Annotated in this window: 19 protein-coding genes and 4 tRNA genes; 2 read left to right on the top strand and 21 right to left on the bottom strand. The window is 32.4% G+C overall.

The window, feature by feature from the left end; all coding sequences use genetic code 11:
- From rplA to L6Q46_RS00030, 18 genes are all read right to left on the bottom strand, one after another.
- Complete coding sequence (rplA, locus tag L6Q46_RS00115) at positions 1-690, bottom strand: 50S ribosomal protein L1 (protein WP_291282585.1); 690 nt, start codon at positions 688-690, stop codon at positions 1-3.
- 21 nt (positions 691-711) lie between these two features.
- Positions 712-1,149, bottom strand: coding sequence for a 50S ribosomal protein L11 (gene rplK, locus L6Q46_RS00110; protein WP_026724872.1), 438 nt, complete (start codon positions 1,147-1,149; stop codon positions 712-714).
- 66 nt (positions 1,150-1,215) lie between these two features.
- Complete coding sequence (nusG, locus tag L6Q46_RS00105) at positions 1,216-1,767, bottom strand: transcription termination/antitermination protein NusG (protein WP_111567659.1); 552 nt, start codon at positions 1,765-1,767, stop codon at positions 1,216-1,218.
- 10 nt (positions 1,768-1,777) lie between these two features.
- On the bottom strand, positions 1,778-1,972 hold the full coding sequence (gene secE / locus L6Q46_RS00100) for a preprotein translocase subunit SecE (RefSeq protein ID WP_008256584.1): 195 nt from the start codon (positions 1,970-1,972) through the stop codon (positions 1,778-1,780).
- A gap of 15 nt (positions 1,973-1,987) precedes the next feature.
- Positions 1,988-2,059: transfer RNA gene (locus tag L6Q46_RS00095), tRNA-Trp, on the bottom strand.
- A 52-nt stretch (positions 2,060-2,111) separates the two neighbouring features.
- Positions 2,112-3,299 carry an elongation factor Tu gene (tuf, locus tag L6Q46_RS00090; RefSeq protein WP_111567658.1) on the bottom strand — a complete coding sequence of 396 codons (1,188 nt, stop codon included), beginning with the start codon at positions 3,297-3,299 and terminating at the stop codon, positions 2,112-2,114.
- 57 nt (positions 3,300-3,356) lie between these two features.
- Positions 3,357-3,428, bottom strand: a tRNA-Thr gene (locus L6Q46_RS00085).
- Between the two features lie 71 nt (positions 3,429-3,499).
- Positions 3,500-3,581, bottom strand: a tRNA-Tyr gene (locus L6Q46_RS00080).
- A gap of 32 nt (positions 3,582-3,613) precedes the next feature.
- Positions 3,614-3,687: transfer RNA gene (locus tag L6Q46_RS00075), tRNA-Thr, on the bottom strand.
- A 92-nt stretch (positions 3,688-3,779) separates the two neighbouring features.
- The gene (gene raiA / locus L6Q46_RS00070) at positions 3,780-4,082 is read right to left on the bottom strand and encodes a ribosome-associated translation inhibitor RaiA (RefSeq protein WP_111567657.1); all 303 of its coding nucleotides are present in this window, start codon (positions 4,080-4,082) and stop codon (positions 3,780-3,782) included.
- Between the two features lie 33 nt (positions 4,083-4,115).
- Entirely contained in the window at positions 4,116-5,006 is an 891-nt protein-coding gene (locus tag L6Q46_RS00065) for a tyrosine-type recombinase/integrase (RefSeq protein ID WP_291282584.1), read from the bottom strand.
- A 64-nt stretch (positions 5,007-5,070) separates the two neighbouring features.
- Positions 5,071-5,265 (bottom strand): 30S ribosomal protein S21, encoded by a 195-nt coding sequence (gene rpsU / locus L6Q46_RS00060; RefSeq protein WP_111567655.1) that lies wholly within the window; start codon positions 5,263-5,265, stop codon positions 5,071-5,073.
- 86 nt (positions 5,266-5,351) lie between these two features.
- Positions 5,352-6,521 (bottom strand): acyl-CoA dehydrogenase family protein, encoded by a 1,170-nt coding sequence (locus tag L6Q46_RS00055; RefSeq protein ID WP_291282583.1) that lies wholly within the window; start codon positions 6,519-6,521, stop codon positions 5,352-5,354.
- Between the two features lie 39 nt (positions 6,522-6,560).
- Complete coding sequence (locus L6Q46_RS00050) at positions 6,561-7,439, bottom strand: helix-hairpin-helix domain-containing protein (protein ID WP_291282582.1); 879 nt, start codon at positions 7,437-7,439, stop codon at positions 6,561-6,563.
- An 11-nt stretch (positions 7,440-7,450) separates the two neighbouring features.
- Entirely contained in the window at positions 7,451-7,606 is a 156-nt protein-coding gene (locus tag L6Q46_RS00045; RefSeq protein WP_220084606.1) for a hypothetical protein, read from the bottom strand.
- On the bottom strand, positions 7,603-9,423 hold the full coding sequence (locus L6Q46_RS00040) for a sodium-dependent transporter (RefSeq protein WP_291282581.1): 1,821 nt from the start codon (positions 9,421-9,423) through the stop codon (positions 7,603-7,605). The genes L6Q46_RS00045 and L6Q46_RS00040 overlap by 4 nt, the downstream gene beginning before the upstream one ends.
- A gap of 78 nt (positions 9,424-9,501) precedes the next feature.
- Complete coding sequence (locus tag L6Q46_RS00035) at positions 9,502-9,723, bottom strand: PspC domain-containing protein (protein WP_111567651.1); 222 nt, start codon at positions 9,721-9,723, stop codon at positions 9,502-9,504.
- A gap of 26 nt (positions 9,724-9,749) precedes the next feature.
- Entirely contained in the window at positions 9,750-11,018 is a 1,269-nt protein-coding gene (locus tag L6Q46_RS00030) for a DUF2851 family protein (protein ID WP_291282580.1), read from the bottom strand.
- A gap of 66 nt (positions 11,019-11,084) precedes the next feature.
- On the opposite strand from L6Q46_RS00030, the gene L6Q46_RS00025 reads away from it, so the two are divergent.
- Together L6Q46_RS00025 and L6Q46_RS00020 are read left to right on the top strand one after the other, a co-directional pair.
- Positions 11,085-12,773: a GLPGLI family protein gene (locus tag L6Q46_RS00025; protein WP_291282579.1), complete on the top strand. Its 1,689-nt coding sequence runs from the start codon at positions 11,085-11,087 to the stop codon at positions 12,771-12,773.
- Positions 12,774-12,841: 68 nt separating this feature from the next.
- Positions 12,842-13,639: a choice-of-anchor J domain-containing protein gene (locus L6Q46_RS00020; protein ID WP_291282578.1), complete on the top strand. Its 798-nt coding sequence runs from the start codon at positions 12,842-12,844 to the stop codon at positions 13,637-13,639.
- A gap of 42 nt (positions 13,640-13,681) precedes the next feature.
- On the opposite strand, the gene L6Q46_RS00015 is transcribed toward L6Q46_RS00020, so the two are convergent.
- The 3 genes from L6Q46_RS00015 to L6Q46_RS00005 all read right to left on the bottom strand — a co-directional run.
- Positions 13,682-15,043 carry a pyridoxal-phosphate dependent enzyme gene (locus L6Q46_RS00015; protein ID WP_291282577.1) on the bottom strand — a complete coding sequence of 454 codons (1,362 nt, stop codon included), beginning with the start codon at positions 15,041-15,043 and terminating at the stop codon, positions 13,682-13,684.
- A gap of 261 nt (positions 15,044-15,304) precedes the next feature.
- The gene (locus tag L6Q46_RS00010; protein ID WP_291282576.1) at positions 15,305-17,200 is read right to left on the bottom strand and encodes a putative porin; all 1,896 of its coding nucleotides are present in this window, start codon (positions 17,198-17,200) and stop codon (positions 15,305-15,307) included.
- Between the two features lie 80 nt (positions 17,201-17,280).
- Positions 17,281-18,111 (bottom strand): hypothetical protein (locus tag L6Q46_RS00005; protein ID WP_291282575.1); only part of this gene is annotated, 831 nt, incomplete at its 5' end.

The following is an 18,111-nucleotide window of genomic DNA, read 5'->3' as shown; positions in this document are numbered from 1 at the left end:
TTATACTGCTTTAGGATCTAAAGCAATAGCAGGACTCATTGTACAAGATAAGTGAATAGACTTAATATATGTACCTTTAGCTGCAGTTGGTTTTAATTTGATTAATGTTTGAACGATTTCGTGTGCATTTTCGTAGATTTTATCTGCATCAAAAGATACTCTACCTATTCCAGCGTGAACGATACCAGTTTTATCAACTTTGAAATCGATTTTACCAGCTTTTACTTCTGCAACAGCTTTAGCAACATCCATAGTTACAGTTCCTGTTTTAGGGTTAGGCATTAAACCTCTTGGTCCTAAAACACGTCCTAATGGACCTAATTTACCCATAACAGCTGGCATAGTGATGATTACATCAATATCTGTCCAACCGTCTTTGATTTTTTGAAGATAATCATCTAAACCTACGTGGTCTGCACCAGCAGCTTTAGCTTCCGCTTCTTTATCTGGAGTAACAAGAGCTAAAACTCTTACATCTTTACCAGTTCCGTGAGGTAATGTTACAACCCCTCTTACCATTTGATTCGCTTTTCTAGGATCTACCCCTAATTTCACTGCGATATCAACAGACTCGTCAAATTTTGCAGAAGCAACTTGTTTAATTAATGCAGAAGCATCTCTTAAAGTGTAAAGTTTGTTCTTCTCAATTTTTGCTGCAGCCTCTTTTTGCTTTTTTGTCAATTTTGCCATTGTCTAATTTCTTTTTAGAGATTAAAAAGGAGCATTTCCTGTTACTGTTATACCCATAGATCTAGCTGTTCCAGCAATCATACTCATCGCTTTTTCGATTTCGAAAGCGTTTAAGTCTGCCATTTTGTCTTCAGCAATAGTTCTAATTTGATCCCAAGTAACGTTAGCTACTTTTTTACGGTTAGGTTGCCCTGAACCAGACTTTAATTTTGCTGCTTCTAATAATTGAATTGCAGCAGGTGGCGTTTTAACAACAAAGTCAAAAGACTTGTCTTTATACACAGTAATTTGTACTGGTAAAACTTTGCCAGGCTTATCTTGCGTTCTAGCATTAAATTGCTTACAGAACTCCATGATGTTAACCCCAGCAGCCCCCAAAGCAGGTCCAACCGGTGGCGATGGATTCGCAGCACCTCCCTTAACTTGTAGTTTAACTACTTTACTAACTTCTTTTGCCATTTTTAAAAAAATTTAGCACATCTATCAATTGGAAGCGATTGATGTGATTTATATATGTAACGAAAATTATACTTTTTCAACTTGCATGAAACTTAACTCTAAAGGTGTTTTTCTTCCGAAAATCTTCACCATTACTTCAAGTTTACGCTTTTCTTCATTTACTTTTTCAATAGTTCCATTGAAACCATTGAAAGGTCCGTCTACCACTTTTACTGTTTCACCAACAGCATAAGGAATAGCAACATTATCTACTGTTACTGACAATTCATCTACTTTACCTAACATTCTGTTTACTTCAGATTGTCTTAATGGCACAGCATCACCACCTTTAGTTTCACCTAAAAAACCGATAACACCTGGAATCGATTTGATGATATGAGGAATTTCACCTGTTAAGTTAGCTTCGATCATAATATAACCAGGAAAGTAAACTTTATCCTTAGCTATTTTTTTCCCATCTTTAACTTGAACTACTTTTTCAGTAGGAACAAGAACTTGAGAAATATAATCAGCCATACCTAATCTTGCTGCTTCCGTTTCAATGTAAGCCTTAACTTTGTTTTCCTGACCACTTACAGCTCTTACTACATACCACTTATTAACATTATTATCAGCCATACTGTAAGTACTATTTTAAAATGTTAAAAAAACCTTCAAGAGCTTTTACAAATAATTCATCAACACCCCAAGTTAATAGAGCGAAAACAATTGAAAATACAGCTACAATAATTGTCAAACGTTGTACATCTGCCCAAATTGGCCAAGTAACATTCGTTTTCAATTCATGAAATGCTTCAGATATGTAATTAACTACTTTTGTCATTTTAATCTTTATTTGCACGGGCGGAGGGATTCGAACCCCCATCAATGGTTTTGGAGACCACTATACTAGCCCTTGTACTACGCCCGTTTGTTAAAAAACCAGCAGCGAACTGCTGGTTTTAATTATTATCGACTTATAATTAGTCTAAAATTTCAGTAACCTGACCAGCACCTACTGTTCTACCACCCTCACGGATAGCGAAACGTAAACCTACTGATAAAGCGATAGGGCTTAACAAAGTAACATCAATTGTTAAGTTATCACCAGGCATAACCATCTCTACACCAGCTGGTAAAGAAATAGTACCCGTTACGTCAGTTGTACGTACGTAGAACTGTGGACGGTAGTTATTGTGGAATGGAGTATGACGTCCACCTTCTTCTTTTTTCAAGATATATACCTCAGCTTTGAAGTGAGCGTGTGGTTTAACAGATCCTGGCTTAACAATAACCATTCCTCTTTTGATATCTTCTTTAGCGATACCTCTTAATAATAAACCTACGTTATCTCCAGCTTCACCTCTATCAAGGATTTTACGGAACATCTCAACTCCTGTAATAGTAGAAGTTAATTTATCAGCTCCCATACCAATGATTTCAACAGCATCACCTGTATTAGCAACTCCTGTTTCGATACGACCTGTAGCTACAGTTCCACGACCAGTAATTGTAAATACGTCTTCAACTGGCATTAAGAAAGGCTTATCAACATCACGAGCTGGTAATTCAATCCAGTTGTCAACAGCTTCCATTAATTCCATGATAGTAGCAACCCATTTTGGATCACCATTCAATCCACCTAAAGCAGAACCTTGGATAACTGGACCATTATCACCATCATATTGATAGAAAGATAATAAATCTCTAATTTCCATTTCTACTAATTCCAATAATTCAGCATCATCAACCATATCCACTTTGTTCATGAATACAACCATTCTAGGCACACCTACTTGACGACCTAAAAGGATGTGCTCTCTTGTTTGTGGCATAGGACCATCTGTAGCAGCAACTACTAAGATAGCACCGTCCATTTGAGCAGCACCTGTAACCATGTTCTTAACGTAATCCGCGTGACCTGGACAGTCAACGTGAGCGTAGTGACGGTTAGCTGTAGAATATTCTACGTGAGATGTATTAATAGTAATACCTCTTTCTTTTTCTTCTGGAGCATTATCAATTTGATCAAATGATTTTGCTTCTGATAAACCAGCATCAGCTAATACTTTAGTAATTGCAGCTGTTAACGTAGTTTTACCGTGGTCAACGTGTCCGATAGTTCCAATATTTAAATGGGGCTTCGAACGATCAAAGGTTTCTTTTGCCATGATTTAATAATTTAATCTTAGTTATATATTAGTGTTCAAAAAATAAACTTTTTTAAGAGCCAATGACGGGAATTGAACCCGTGACCTCTTCCTTACCAAGGAAGCACTCTACCCCTGAGCTACACCGGCTTTTGTGTATTCAGAAGTTAGCCATCAGAATTCAGAAAAACCAAATCCTTCTCTCTAAATTCAAAATCTCGTGGGGAGAGCAGGATTCGAACCTGCGAAGACGTAGTCAGCGGATTTACAGTCCGCCCTCGTTGGCCGCTTGAGTATCTCCCCAAACCTTTTATATTAAGCTACTTACAACTTTGAGCCGATGGAGGGACTCGAACCCACGACCTGCTGATTACAAATCAGCTGCTCTAGCCAGCTGAGCTACACCGGCAACTTAAATATAAAAAGTCCGCTATTTCTAACGGACTGCAAATGTATATAATTTATTTTTGAATCAAAACATTTTTTATGTTTTTTTTCTTTTTATGAATGCGCTCTTAATTTTTCTTTTCTTTTTAAGATTACTCGCTCTAAAGAATCAACAGATAAATCTACTCCCTCTTCAAAACTTTTTGCTGTTTTTTTAACTACAAAATCGTCTCCTGGAACATTAATTTTTATCTCTACTGTTTTATTTTCTTTATCACTCGTATTTTCAAGCCTCAAAAAAACTTCAGCCGAAACTATTTTATCATAATATTTTTCCAATTTATCCATTCGCTCTTGAATGAAATCTACCAATTTTCTGTCTACATTAAAATTTACTGCTTGCACATTAACTTTCATAATTCTGTTAATTAAAATGGTTATACAATAGAGTTATTTTTTGTTTCTAGGATGCGCTTCTTGATACACTTTTTTTAATTCAGCCAAACTGCTGTGGGTATATATCTGAGTAGACGACAAACTAGCATGACCTAATAACTCTTTTACGGAATTTAAATCGGCTCCATTGTTCAACAAATGTGTTGCAAAGGAATGCCTAAGAACGTGGGGACTCTTCTTTTCTTTTTTCGAGACAGCACTAAAGTAGTCATTTATTAACCGATAAACAAACGATTCGCTTACTTTATTTCCAGTTTTAGATAAAATTAACATCTCTTTATCGTTAATTACCTCTAAATGATTTCGTTGTTCCTTGTACATCTTATACAAATTTAACGTACAATCTAACATTGGAATAATTCGCTCTTTATTTCTTTTTCCAACAACCCGAATTGTTTTTTGAATTTCGTTTACACTATTTAACTGTAAATTTATCAACTCAGCCCTTCTTATTCCTGTAGCATAAAAAAGTTCAATCACAAATCTATTTCGAACACCTTCGAAGTCACTTGAATAATCATTATCTAAAAAAACATCTTGTAACTCTTTTTCGGAAAAAGGAATTTGAACTTTCTTGGCTGTTTTTAATGATTTATGTTTCAATAAAGGATTAACCGAAATCTGCTTTACTTTTAAAAGAAACTTATAATACGATTTTAATGCTGATATTTTTCGATTGACCGAAGTGGTTGAAATATTTTGCTCTACTAAAGTTACTATCCAATTTCTAACATGTGGATAAATAACTTCATCGAGATTTACAGATTGACCAGTAAGATATTCTTGAAAAGATTTGATATCATCTAAATACGCACGAACCGTTAAAGGAGAATAATTCTTCTCTTTAACCAAATAATCTTGATATGCTTGTAGATTTGTAGACATAAAAAAACCGCTAACAACAAAGTTACACTTTATTAGTTAGCGGTTAGTATAGTTTATTCAAAAATTAACTCTCTAATGAGTCTCTTAATCCTTGAATGTAAGATGCTTTTTGGATCTTAGCTCTGTTTACAACAGATGGTTTAATGAAAGCTTGACGTGCACGTAACTGACGAACAGTTCCTGTTTTATCAAATTTTCTTTTATAGCGCTTTAATGCTCTATCGATATTTTCTCCGTCTTTAATTGGTATAATTAACATAATATAGACACCTCCTCTCGTTAAGGGTGCAAATGTAGAAAATAATTCTGAATTAAAAATTATAAATTAAAAATTATAAATTAAAATTATTTAACTGCTGGTGTATAATTCTGATTATCAATTATCATTTTTGATAAAATTTCTTTCAGAATCTCAGAAGTTCCTCCACCAATTGGACCTAAACGACTATCTCTTAATAAACGTGCTAATGGATACTCTTCCATGTAACCATAACCACCTAGCATTTGCAAGCAATCGTAAATAGCTAAATCAGCCACTTTAGTCGATTTTAATTTTGCCATAGTAGCTTCTTTAACTACATATTCACCTTTATCTAAACGAGCTACAGCAGCATAGTTAAATATTTTACAATGTTCTACTTCTGTTGCATGCTCTACCATTGTATGTCTTAAAGCTTGAAACTTGTTGATTTTACTACCAAAAGCTTCACGTTGCGACATGTATTCTATAGTATACTCAAGCGCATATTCTGCTCTTGCATGAGCGTTGATTGCCATAATTAAACGCTCTAAAGCAAAATGCTGCATAATGTATGGAAAACCTTTTCCTTCTTCACCCATTAAATTTTCTAGAGGAATTTCAACATTATCAAATGCAAGTTCAGCAGTATCTGATGCTCTCCAACCTAATTTATCTAGCTTAGTAGCAGAAATACCTGGGTTTTTTGCATCTACTAAGAAAATACTAATTCCTTTATTCCCTAATTCTGGGTTTGTTTTAGCGGCTACAACATAGTAATCAGCATAAACTCCGTTTGTGATAAATGTTTTAGAACCATTGATTACAAATTTATCTCCACTTCTTACCGCTGTTGTTCTCATCCCAGCAACATCACTTCCACCGAATGGCTCTGTAATACACAAAGCTCCAATTTTTTTTCCAGCAATACTTGGCGCTAAATAATCTTGTTTAATTCTTTCATCTCCTTCAGCATTTAAATGTGTCATTGCTAAATAAGCATGTGCCCACATAGCTGCAGCAAAACCAGAAGATTTTACTTTTTGAAGTTCTTCTAAAAATATAACAGTGTAGAATAAATCTAAATTCATTCCTCCATACGCTTCAGGATAATTTAATCCAAAGAAGCCCATTTCTCCAAATTTTTCCCAAATAAAACGCTCAATAGTTCCTGTTTTTTCCCATTTTTCAATGTGAGGAACCACTTCTTTATGTAAAAAATCTCTAAAACTTTGTCTGAATAATTCGTGTTCTTCTGTGAAATACATTGAATTCATAAATCTGTAATTGTATAGGTTGTTTTATTGGTAATATTTTTAAAAATCCAAATATAAGGCGATTATTTTTATTTTTTCGTTAGGCATTCCCTTAATTTTTGTTAAATCATCAATATTCTTAATTCCATTATTCATGGTTCTATAAATGACAATTTCTTTAGCCAATGCATAATTAAAATAGGGAAATTTTGCCAATTCTTTCTGAGACAAATCATTAATTGCAATTTTACTCAATCCGTTTTGAGTTTTTACGGTAAATCTTTTTTCTAAATCCGCCAAAGCTTCTGGGCTAATTCCCCACATAAACTGAAATTGCTCCATACTCACAAAACATCCCAACTTCTCTTTTTCTAATAAAATCTTATCCGCTAATTTTTCCCCAATACCATACACTGCAATTAAATCTTCTCGAGTTGCTGTGTTTATATCTTTTTGGATGATTTTTTCTTTTTCCTTTGGTAAAAACTTATGAAACTTTTCTGAAGCAACATTGGTCTTATTTTTTACCCAATCTGGAAATTTGAAATAAGGGCTAATTTTAGAAAGAAATGCATTTGAAACTTTAGTAACTTGTTGAAAATCTTCTGCTGAGTTTACAAATTTTCCAGTTTTACGAAAAGCATGTAAACGATCAATTTCTTGAATTGTCATTCCTAACTTATATCCTTTGTAGTCTGTTATATAATTTGGATTAAAAGGATAAATTGTATCTTTTTTTGTTGATTGAATACTTTTCAAGCTATCAATTTCATTTTGAACTAACAACCAAGCTTTATCTTCAGGATTATTTTTTGTTGACGTAAAATTATCCTTAAAAAGAAAATAACTTAACTGTACCAAAATGATGATTGCAAATAACAAGAAAATCCCACTTCGGTGTTCTCTTGAAAACATGAAGTAGGATTTTATTTTATTCATTTTACTTTTATTTAATCGTTTTTTCTAACTGATTCCTCATCATTATCAGAGAAGGAATCTGGTTCCTGTACAGGTGGAGTTTTTAAAACTTTATAGAAAAAATAAAGTGTTAAACAAATAACAATTCCTTGTGCCAAAACCATTGTAATTAATGCTGCTGAATTCATAATGTAGCTCTCCCTTCTTTAACACGTTTCTTGTAAGCAACGTAAACAATTATTGAAATAAATACAAAAAGTGACAACAATAACATTCTTCCTATAAATTTATATAATGTATTGTTTGTAAAATTCCCTTTCGCAATTGCATCACCTGGTTTGATAACATCTCCAACTTTTACAATAGCTTCTTGATTTAAACTTGAATCAAATTTATATTCTTTTGTATCATTGAATTTTTCAACAAGAACTTGATTCGACACTTTATCAAATTTCTTTCTTTCGCTTTCAAATTCAAATTTTATATAATCCGATTTTACCTCAATAACTTTTCCAGAAACAGCACCCGAACCTTCAAAGTTTTCAGCAAAATAATTATCGGCAAACCATTCTTTATTATTGGTATCGTTGTTCTTAATTTGATTAACCCAATCTGGAATACTTGACACCAAAACAGCACCTAATAATAATGGTGTAATAATCAAAATTACATATTTAAAGAATTTAGGCAATTTGATATCAGCTCCTTTGTTGATTTCTTCCCACCCTCTGTTAATTCCAAAGATATAAGAAAACAATACGGTTTCTAAGAAAGCAAATACAACCAAACTCACAGTTCCTGCCCAATAGTCATATTGATCAAAAACTCCTTGATTATAGAAAATAACCGTTGGTAATCCCATAATTAAAGCTAAGGCTCCAAAAGACCATGCTCCTTTATTTTTAGACCAGCCAAATTCATCAGACATGAATCCCATCCATGGGGTTCCCATAGCTAATGAAGAAGTAATTCCGGCAAAGAATAAAAGTCCGAACCAAAAAACACCAGCTAAGATAGCTAAAACACCACCCCATTGTTGGAACAAATAAGGCATTGTTTGGAAAGCCATACCAAAACCTGCATTTTGAATAACCCAATCTAATCCTAAGTATCCAGCAGCAATAGGAATAACAATTAAAGAACCTAAAACCACTTCAACGAACTCATTCATAAATCCAGCAGATACAGCATTTAATGCCACATCATCTTTTTCTTTTAAGTAAGCCGCATAACAATGAATGGTTCCCATACCTACTGACAGCGTAAAGAAAATTTGACCTGCAGCAGCTAACCAAACCTTAGGATTTGCCAATGAATCAAATTGTGGTGTCCATAAGAAATTTAGACCATCCCATGCATTTGCATTTGGAAAAATATCTGAAGCTCCGCTAGTTCCTAAAGTAACTCCTCTTACGGCTAAAATTACACCGAATAAAATCAATAATGGCATTCCAATTTTGGCAACTTTCTCGATACCTCCTAAACCTTTAGATAAAATCCAAGTATTTAATAATAAACATAAAATGTAAAAGATAACTGCTTCGTAAGGAATTCCAGTAGTAGATTGAGAAATATCCACATAAGAATTGAAGAATCCTGCTACGTCTGCTTGACTCATTCCGTCAAATGTTCCTACAATTGAGTGATACACATAAGACATTGTCCAAGACTCGATATAACAGTAATATGCAGCAACGGCAATATTAGTAAAAATTCCAAAAACACCTATATATTTCCATACACGACCTTTAGCCATTGTATCTAATATATAAGGTGTACTGTGGTTACCAAATTTTCCACCGAAACGACCTGTTGACCATTCAATCAACAATAATGGGATTCCCATTAATAAAAAACAAACTAAATAAGGAATAATAAAGGCCCCTCCACCATTTTGAACTGCTTGAACCGGAAATCTTAAAAAATTCCCTAATCCAACAGCATTTCCAGCCATAGCCAAGATTAGTCCTACGCGTGAACCCCACGCTTCTACTTTTGCTGCCATATAATTTTATTGGTTGTTAATGCTTCAAAGATAATAAAAGTATCTAAAATTCAAATAAAACTTACACTTAATGAAATTTTATAAGTCAAAAACTGAACTTCTTTTAGTTTTTATCATATCTTTTAACTTTAAAAGGAATGCCAAAGTAAGATACAATCCAAATCCTAAACCTACTGTTATAAAAGATATGTAAATAAAAAACAAACGCACGTTAGTAGCACGCATACCCAAACGGTCGGCCAAACGTGTGGCCACAAAAAATCCATGTTTTTCAAAAAAATGCAATAGGTTTTGAACCATTTTTAATATTTTTTCCAAAAATACGATTATTTTTTAAGTATAAAATGTCCGATAGCACAATCTAGACACTTTTTATTATCGCAATAATTCTTTTTTAATTGCAATAAGGATTGAGATTCATATGCGTTTTGAGAGTTGACTCCGAAAGAATAAAATTTTTCAAGAATTGCGTTTTTCTCTGCAGGTATTAAAATCGCTAAATCAATTAATTCCTGTGTGATTTCTTTTTGTTGACTTCTGGCATAAGCAAATCGAAGTGGAATGATTGTATTGATAACCAATAAATCGATAAATGATTTAGAAAGTTTTTTCATCTTTTTCGAGCTATCTTTATCAAAATTATAATGTGTTTCCCAATATTGGCTTACTCCTACATTAAAAATCTGATACAATTCATTTATGGAAGTACCATTCATAACCAAAGAGAAAAGATTCTTTTGATGAAAATACAAATTAGCCAATTGCGCCAATCGAATAGTAGGAAAATTATCTGGACGATGTTTGAAGAATTCTACCAAACCAAATACTTTTTCACACAACTGATATTTCAGAACTAAGTAATTATAGGATTTTTGCAACTCTTTCGCATAATTATCTTGAAAATCTTGTGAAAGCAAATTCGCTTGACCTAATAATAAAGCTTCTAACGATTCCGAAGAATAAGATTCTTTTCGAACAACCGAAAACGGAATTGATTTAGCAATTTTATAAAACATTTCACCATTCGTATTCAATCCGAAGTTTTTAGCTAAAAGACAAAACAAAACTGCTTCCCAATCTTGATTAGAAATTTCCGCTAATTCAAAAATTAGTTGCGATTTTCGTTCTAAGCGTTCAAAAAACAAACGTTCTTGCCAATTTTTAAAGATAAAATCATCTACATTTCCAATTTCATTTTCACAATAAATCCAGGATTTCTGACTTACTAGCGACTGATATTTATGCAAATCTGTAAGAGCAACATATTCCTTGAGTTCTAACGTTGGAATTTCGGAATCATCTTTCCTAAAAATAGGCACATCATATTCCCAAACGACATGCAAAATAACAGAATCATAATTGGAATCTTTCTCATGATTGTGAACATACCAATCTGATGACTTGAGATGAATTTCTACATTTCCAGCCCATTTTTGATTTCCGATAATCAATTGCGCATTGAAAAAATCAGGTCCCGTAAGTTGCAAATATTGACCCGAATTGAGAATTTGAATTGATTCTCCTTTTGTAGTTTTTAAATTGGCAATATCAAATTTCTTGAATTGCCACACGTGGTGCAAAAAATCTTCTTTCATTCTGTATGGCGTATATAATTGAAAAACAAAGATAAAAAATTATATTTGCTGAACAACTCAACATTTATGAAAAATTTTATAACCATCACATTATTAAGCCTTTTTACGTTCGCACAATCTCAAACCAATGCAAAACCGCCAAAAGGATTCAAAATTACTTACACTAGAAGCTCAAATGGAAAACTAATCGAAAATCAAGATGCGATTTTAGTTTTTACAAATCCAACAGAAACTTTAGTTACTTCAGAAAAAATGAATTTTGGAAAAGCTGGTTTTCCTTTTGAACAAACATTAATCAATCACACTGAAAATAAAATTGTTCAAGTAACCCAACTCAAAAAAGAGAAATCGGTTACTACGGTTGATAGTCTTTCTTTAGCGAAACAAAATTTCGAATTTCTAGCAGAGACTAAAACAATTTTAGGTTACAAATGTCAAAAAGCAAAAATCATTGTCAACTCAAATACAATGGAACTTTGGTACACTAACGAGTTACAAGTTAAAGGAGCGCCAACAACATTAGGACAAAACATTGGTCTGGTTTTGGAAATGGTTCGTAATGGGAATTTTGTGATTTCAGCTACTAAAATCGAGAAAATAAAATCGGTTAGTCCGAGTTTAGAATTACAAAAAAGTACAACCAAAAGTCCTGTTTTAGATGGATTAACTTATAAAGATTTGGTTTGGAAAAGTCGTTTCACAACAATTAAAGTTTTTAAAAATGAAACCATTAACTTTTCAGAAAGCTCAAAATCTAATGACAGTATCTTACGATTTGCAAACGGAACCATCATCTTAAAAAAAATCACTTTTCCGGAAATTAAAAAAGGAGATTTAGTCTTTTTAGATTTAACTGAGCAATCAAATGGCGATGCTTATGACAGAACAGGTTCAGTTTTTGTGATTCCGCAAGATAAGAAACAATCGTTTTTAGATGGTTTGCAAAATGGTGCTAAAACTCTACCTATTTATGAAAACGGAAATGGAAAAAAATATCAAGGTGTTGTAGCTACAACAGAATTTTCTCCAATTATTGAATTAATGCGCTTTTTTACTCCTTTCGGAATTAAACAATACAACTACATTCAGTTGAAAGATAAAACTTGGCACGAAATTGTTCCGTACCGAATGGAAATTACTGATTTAAAATCGAATCTATCAGGAAAAACCGTTTACGTAGGAACTTTTATTGGTAATTATGATAAAGGCGGACATAAAATCTCGATGAATATTACGATTAATCCGAGCGAGAGTTCATTAGACAAAACCAATATTTCTATTCCGTTATTTAATACAACAAACGTAATGGAAATGGCAGAACAAGAATATGCTACGATGTTCAATCATGAAAAAGGTTTGGAAGTTACTTTCACGTTAGATAAAGAAATCAAAAATGCGAAACTACGTTACATTTCGACTGGACATGGTGGCTGGGAAAATGGTGATGAATTTGTTCCAAAAAGAAATACGATTGTTTTAAACGGGAAAGAATTGTTTTCGTTTATTCCATGGCGACAAGATTGTGGTGGCTACCGATTATTTAATCCAGTTTCCGGAAATTTTAACGATGGGTTGTCTTCATCTGATTTGAGTCGTTCGAATTGGTGTCCAGGTACAGCCACGAATCCGATTTATATTGAATTAGGAGATTTGAAAGCGGGAACTCATACGATACAAGTGAAAATCCCTCAAGGCCCAAATGAAGGTGGAAGTTTTAGCGCTTGGAATGTTTCAGGAGTTTTACTAGGAGAATAATTTTTTTATTATTTATATAATTTTAACTACATTTGTTGTTATTAATTAATTATTTAAATAATTTTATTATGAAAAAACTCTACTCTTTAACGTTTTTGTTGTTAATTCAATTAACACAAGCTCAATTGAGCGAAAATTTTGATGTCGCCACAACACTTCCTGCTGGTTGGACCGCTTTTAGAGGAACCAACAACTTAGGAACTGGTTTTGATTGGGGAACAAGTACAGCCAGAAATTACTCTCCTGGAAATTCTGCTTTTGTAAGGTATGAAAATGTTACCGGCGGTAATGCAGAAGATTGGCTTGTAACACCTTTAATTGACTTATCTAACAGAACTAGCTGTTCTTTAACTTTCTACGGAGGACAACAATATACAGATCCGTACGGAACAGTTTATCAAGTAAAAGTTTCTACAACTTCACAAACCTCTCACGCTTCATTTACAAATGTTGCTACTTATGCCGAGGCTGATTTTACAGATATTTTATCAGCACCTTTAACAAGTTTAAAAACAGTAGATTTAAGTGCTTACAATGGACAACAAATTTACATTGCTTTTGTAATGACTCAAGATGATGGCGACAATTGGTTTATTGATAATGTTAACGTTACAGGAACTTTAAGCACGCCATCTTTTGATGACAAACAGATTTCAATTTATCCAAATCCAACAAATGGAATTTTGAATGTTGAAGCTATTGAAGCTATATCAAGAATTGAAATTTTCAATATTTTAGGAAGTCTAGTAAAAGCTACTGAAAATTCAAATAAGATTGATATAACAGAATTAAATTCTGGAACCTATTTTGCTAAAATAACTTCTACTGAAGGAAAAGTTAAAACGCAAAAAATAGTAAAAAATTAAAAGACAAAATAAAAAAGCCGTTCAAATGAACGGCTTTAATTTTTATTTTATTGAACCAATAATATCATATTTCGTAATAATGTGATGTTTACCATTTCCTAAATCAATTAAAACTGCTTGATTTTCTTTTGTAATTAATTTAGAAACTTCTTCAACTGGCGTTCCTAATTTTACAATAGGAAAAGGCTTACCCATAACTTCGCGAATTGGTCTTTCGGCAGTGTTTTTATCAGTAATGAAACTTTGAAATAAATCGGATTCATCAACAGAACCTACAAAACCATTTACATCTACTACAGGAATTTGAGAGATTTTATATTTTCTCATTCTTTCGATAGCATGTGAAACTAATTCTTCAGTACGAACAATTACTAATGGCTTTTCGATATGTTCTTTGATTAAATCTTCTGCTTTTGTGATTTCTTCTTCTAAGAAACCTCTTTCGCGCATCCAATCATCGTTAAACATTTTTCCAACATAACGGCTTCCAGAATCGTGAAATAAGACCACAACTACATCTTCTGGACCAAAGTGTTCTTTTAACTGCAATAAACCCTTTACAGCTGCTCCAGCAGAGTTTCCAACAAAAATCCCTTCTTCTAATGCGATTTTTCTTGTATAAACAGCTGCATCTTTATCGGTAACTTTCGTAAATCCGTCGATTAATGAAAAGTCAACATTTTTTGGTAGAATGTCTTCACCGATTCCTTCTGTGATGTAAGAATAGATTTCGTTCTCATCAAAAATTCCGGTTTCGTGGTATTTTTTGAAAACCGAACCATAGGTGTCAATTCCCCAAATTTTAATATTTGGATTTTTTTCTTTTAAATATTTCGCTACTCCAGAAATGGTTCCCCCAGTTCCAACACCTACTACGAAATGCGTAATTTTTCCTTCTGTTTGTTCCCAAATTTCTGGACCTGTTTGTTCGTAATGTGCGGTTGCGTTGCTTGGATTATCGTATTGATTTACATACCAAGAATTAGGAATTTCTTCACCTAATTTTTTTGATACTGAATAATATGAACGAGGATCTGTTGGTTCAACATCTGTAGGACAAACGATTACTTTTGCTCCAACAGCGCGAAGAATATCTGATTTTTCTTTTGATTGTTTATCTGAAATTACAAAAATACATTTATAACCTTTTACAATAGCTGCTAAAGCTAATCCCATTCCTGTATTACCTGAAGTCCCTTCAATGATGGTTCCTCCTGGTTTTAAACGACCGTCTGCTTCTGCATCTTCAATCATCTTAACTGCCATTCTATCTTTAACAGAATTTCCTGGATTGAAGGTTTCTACTTTAGCCAATACTAATGCATCAACTTCGGCTGTAACTTTGTTTAATTGTACTAATGGTGTATTACCTATAGTTTCTAATATATTTTTTGCGTATTTCATTGTAAAATTTAGAATTTAGAAATTTGAATTTAGAAAACCTCAAAGTCTTCAAATTTTTTGCAAAGATAGTGTGAAATTTTGAATTCAGAAATTAGAAGTTTGAATTAAGAAGATTAGCTGTTTAAACAAGAATCCAAAAAAGAAAATGATTGGCTAACTAACCCTGATGGGAACGGTAGCTTTTTTGTTTGCTAAAAACAAAAAACTATAGTGGACAGCAGGAAAATGGACAGCAAAAACGCCCGAACAATTCGTTTCAAATCATCTAAAGAAGTTCCAAACCAAACCGAAGCGGACAATAAAATCGCGATATGGGTAATTTGGTGCTGAATAAAAATCATAACCTGTCCAAGCGGAGTTGAAATGTTCTGCTTTTAGAAAAATTCGTGCTTGACGTACTCTTGCATTTATAAAGAAATCGAACATAGGAAATCCTCCTATTTTTGTTTCATTTTGTACATAAAATTCACCAATCAAAGGATTATAATCGTTGGCGTAATATTTAGAAAAATATTGAAAAGTTACTCCTGTTTGCAAAAGCATTGCTTTTTTAAATACATAATCTGTAAAATACAACGTATTTCGGGTTACAATTTGAGGCACATTAACAATATCGTCAGACTGTTCGACCGATTGATACAAAATAGTATTATCTAAAGCCAATTTCCAAAACTTAATTTCTTTATTTGCTTTTACTGAAAGATAATTAATGGTTTTATCGTACTGAATAGGTTTAACCGTTAACTCTGTAATGTCGTTTGTTTGATTATCAAAAAACAGGTAGTCATTAAGTACTTTATATGTTGCAGAAACATTTAACCATTTTGTTTGTGCGGAAAATTCGAATTGGTTTAGTTTTTCGTTTTTAAAATTATTAAACCAATTGTAATCGATATAACCACTTTGATATAAAGTAAAATTTAAATTAGGCAAGCTATTTAATTTCTGATACTTGAATTGGAAATTGTAATCGTCATTCAATTTATAATTTGCACTAGCCTCAATATTTGAAATTGATTGATCTGTAATAGATTGAGAAGTGTGTAATCTTACATTTATTCTATTAATCAAATAAGTGTAATTACCACCTATCATATTAATTCTATCAGAAACAGAATTAGGGACCGTGATATTTCCATTTATATCATAAACAACACTATTATAATAGTAATTATAATTGTTATCGTCTATAAAAAATTCTAAATCACCGTATGATTTTGTTTTATAGGCAACTCCAAATTTATTATACAAATGATTATAACGCGTCTTATTACTTATTTTATTGGTATAAGTATCTCCGAATCTTTCATTGACTGTTGGCTGAGTAAACTCGAAAAATTTATATTCTTGATTAAATTGATGCGTAAACACCAAGCTATTAGGGTTTTCTTTATTCAATTTAAAGGAATGATCGATAAAAAAACGATTCCCTTTTAAAAGCGAAGTAGCATCAGTAAAATAAACCTTTATACGTTCTCTTTCGTTGAACGGATCTTCGCTGGTTTCAAATTCTTGTAAATTTACAATTCCACCATTTTCTTGATTAGAAATGTCTTGGCCTGTAAAGTGGGCATTTAAAAAATAGCGCTTGTCTATAGTATAATAACTACTTGTAAATCTAAAATTTCCAGAACTGGTTAAATTATTCACATATTTACCTAATGAACGGAGTCCTCTATAAGCAATAGAAAAATTTAAATTAGGCTTTGTATTTACAGTTAAAAAAGCATCTAAAGCCTGACCTTGTTCCATTACTGTTTTAAAATACAAATCCGTAAGAGGTGTTGGAACATTGTAATATTTAATATCGGTAGCTTCTAAATAGTTAAAATGCTTGGCTTTAAATCCAAAGTTAGGCATAGCATTTTTATTAGATAAAGCAAAATCTAAGGAATTGTAAGTATGCCCTTCATTTGCAAAAGGCAACAAACCAAAAATATCTTTTCTTAATAAATTGTACTTATACTCACTTTTAATGGTAAGTGATGTATCTACATAGGTAGTATCCTTTTGAAGGGTGTAGATTTTGTATAAATTAATTCTAAGCGAATCATTAATTAAAAATAACTTATCAATATCCTTTTTCTTATTAAAAGTAGTATCGATTTGTCCAAAACATATAGAGGTAAGAAAAAAAAATAAGCCTAAAAATTTCATATAAAAAAATATTGGACAAAGATAATAAAAAAAAGACCATACTATGTATGGTCTTTAAAGTAATAAAATTATCGGAAAAACTAATTAGGTGTATAAACTGAAACTCCAGTCTCTCCGTAACCTGTACATGTCCATGCAATTGTAATAACACCTGTAACAGGATCATACGTACAAGGACCATCAGCAAGAATTTGTCCCCAAGGATCAGTTTGACCACTCCAAGAAATATTGCCACAATTAACTGCAAAAACTAAATCTCTATTTCCAGCTTGTCCGGCAACACCAGTACCATAATTCGTAGCATAAGGACCAGTAGAATATAAACCTCCAGAGAAATCATCAACTTTATAGGTGTTTGTACCTGTTTCAGTAATATTGACTGTCAAAGTATTAGAAGCATACGAAGGTAAAAAGTCATGATAACTGTAAGTTGTTGTAACTGAATAAGAACCTGCTAAATCAGTAGGACAAAATCTAAATAAACTAACAGTGTGAGAGTCTTTACCTGGTATAATATCTTCAGCATCAATGTTTAAAACTAATGTAGTAGTAACATTATCAACTAAATTAGCATAATTACCATTAATTCTTACTTTACCAACATACTCATTTGCAGGAATTACAAGTGTTGAAGCATCAATTGTATATTGATCAGCAGTAGCAGTAGAAGTAGGATCTACAGATAAAGTAATAGTTCTATCAACATTAGACTTAGTTGTAACACCAACTTCAACCTCTACAAAAGAGTCTCCTGAATTACTTACAGGTAAATTAGAAGCAGGTAAATTAAACAAATAAGCTTCAATATTACCAGTATAACTCTTTAAATTATCATCTGAATTATCACAACTTAATGCAAAAAAAGACAAAGCTAAAAGAGCTATTTTAAAAAAATTATTTCTTTTCATATT

Source organism: Flavobacterium sp., assembly GCF_023151265.1.
GTDB lineage: Bacteria > Bacteroidota > Bacteroidia > Flavobacteriales > Flavobacteriaceae > Flavobacterium.
Note: the sequence above shows the minus strand (reverse complement) of the source record. Positions and strands in the feature narration are given on the sequence as shown.

Excerpts from the sequence above, each read along its gene's own strand:
- rplA (WP_291282585.1), bottom strand. The coding sequence starts at position 690 with ATGGCAAAATTGACAAAAAAGCAAAAAGAGGCTGCAGCAAAAATTGAG.
- rplK (WP_026724872.1), bottom strand. The coding sequence starts at position 1,149 with ATGGCAAAAGAAGTTAGTAAAGTAGTTAAACTACAAGTTAAGGGAGGT.
- nusG (WP_111567659.1), bottom strand. The coding sequence starts at position 1,767 with ATGGCTGATAATAATGTTAATAAGTGGTATGTAGTAAGAGCTGTAAGT.
- secE (WP_008256584.1), bottom strand. The coding sequence starts at position 1,972 with ATGACAAAAGTAGTTAATTACATATCTGAAGCATTTCATGAATTGAAA.
- tuf (WP_111567658.1), bottom strand. The coding sequence starts at position 3,299 with ATGGCAAAAGAAACCTTTGATCGTTCGAAGCCCCATTTAAATATTGGA.
- raiA (WP_111567657.1), bottom strand. The coding sequence starts at position 4,082 with ATGAAAGTTAATGTGCAAGCAGTAAATTTTAATGTAGACAGAAAATTG.
- L6Q46_RS00065 (WP_291282584.1), bottom strand. The coding sequence starts at position 5,006 with ATGTCTACAAATCTACAAGCATATCAAGATTATTTGGTTAAAGAGAAG.
- rpsU (WP_111567655.1), bottom strand. The coding sequence starts at position 5,265 with ATGTTAATTATACCAATTAAAGACGGAGAAAATATCGATAGAGCATTA.
- L6Q46_RS00055 (WP_291282583.1), bottom strand. The coding sequence starts at position 6,521 with ATGAATTCAATGTATTTCACAGAAGAACACGAATTATTCAGACAAAGT.
- L6Q46_RS00050 (WP_291282582.1), bottom strand. The coding sequence starts at position 7,439 with ATGAATAAAATAAAATCCTACTTCATGTTTTCAAGAGAACACCGAAGT.
- L6Q46_RS00045 (WP_220084606.1), bottom strand. The coding sequence starts at position 7,606 with ATGAATTCAGCAGCATTAATTACAATGGTTTTGGCACAAGGAATTGTT.
- L6Q46_RS00040 (WP_291282581.1), bottom strand. The coding sequence starts at position 9,423 with ATGGCAGCAAAAGTAGAAGCGTGGGGTTCACGCGTAGGACTAATCTTG.
- L6Q46_RS00035 (WP_111567651.1), bottom strand. The coding sequence starts at position 9,723 with ATGGTTCAAAACCTATTGCATTTTTTTGAAAAACATGGATTTTTTGTG.
- L6Q46_RS00030 (WP_291282580.1), bottom strand. The coding sequence starts at position 11,018 with ATGAAAGAAGATTTTTTGCACCACGTGTGGCAATTCAAGAAATTTGAT.
- L6Q46_RS00025 (WP_291282579.1), top strand. The coding sequence starts at position 11,085 with ATGAAAAATTTTATAACCATCACATTATTAAGCCTTTTTACGTTCGCA.
- L6Q46_RS00020 (WP_291282578.1), top strand. The coding sequence starts at position 12,842 with ATGAAAAAACTCTACTCTTTAACGTTTTTGTTGTTAATTCAATTAACA.
- L6Q46_RS00015 (WP_291282577.1), bottom strand. The coding sequence starts at position 15,043 with ATGAAATACGCAAAAAATATATTAGAAACTATAGGTAATACACCATTA.
- L6Q46_RS00010 (WP_291282576.1), bottom strand. The coding sequence starts at position 17,200 with ATGAAATTTTTAGGCTTATTTTTTTTTCTTACCTCTATATGTTTTGGA.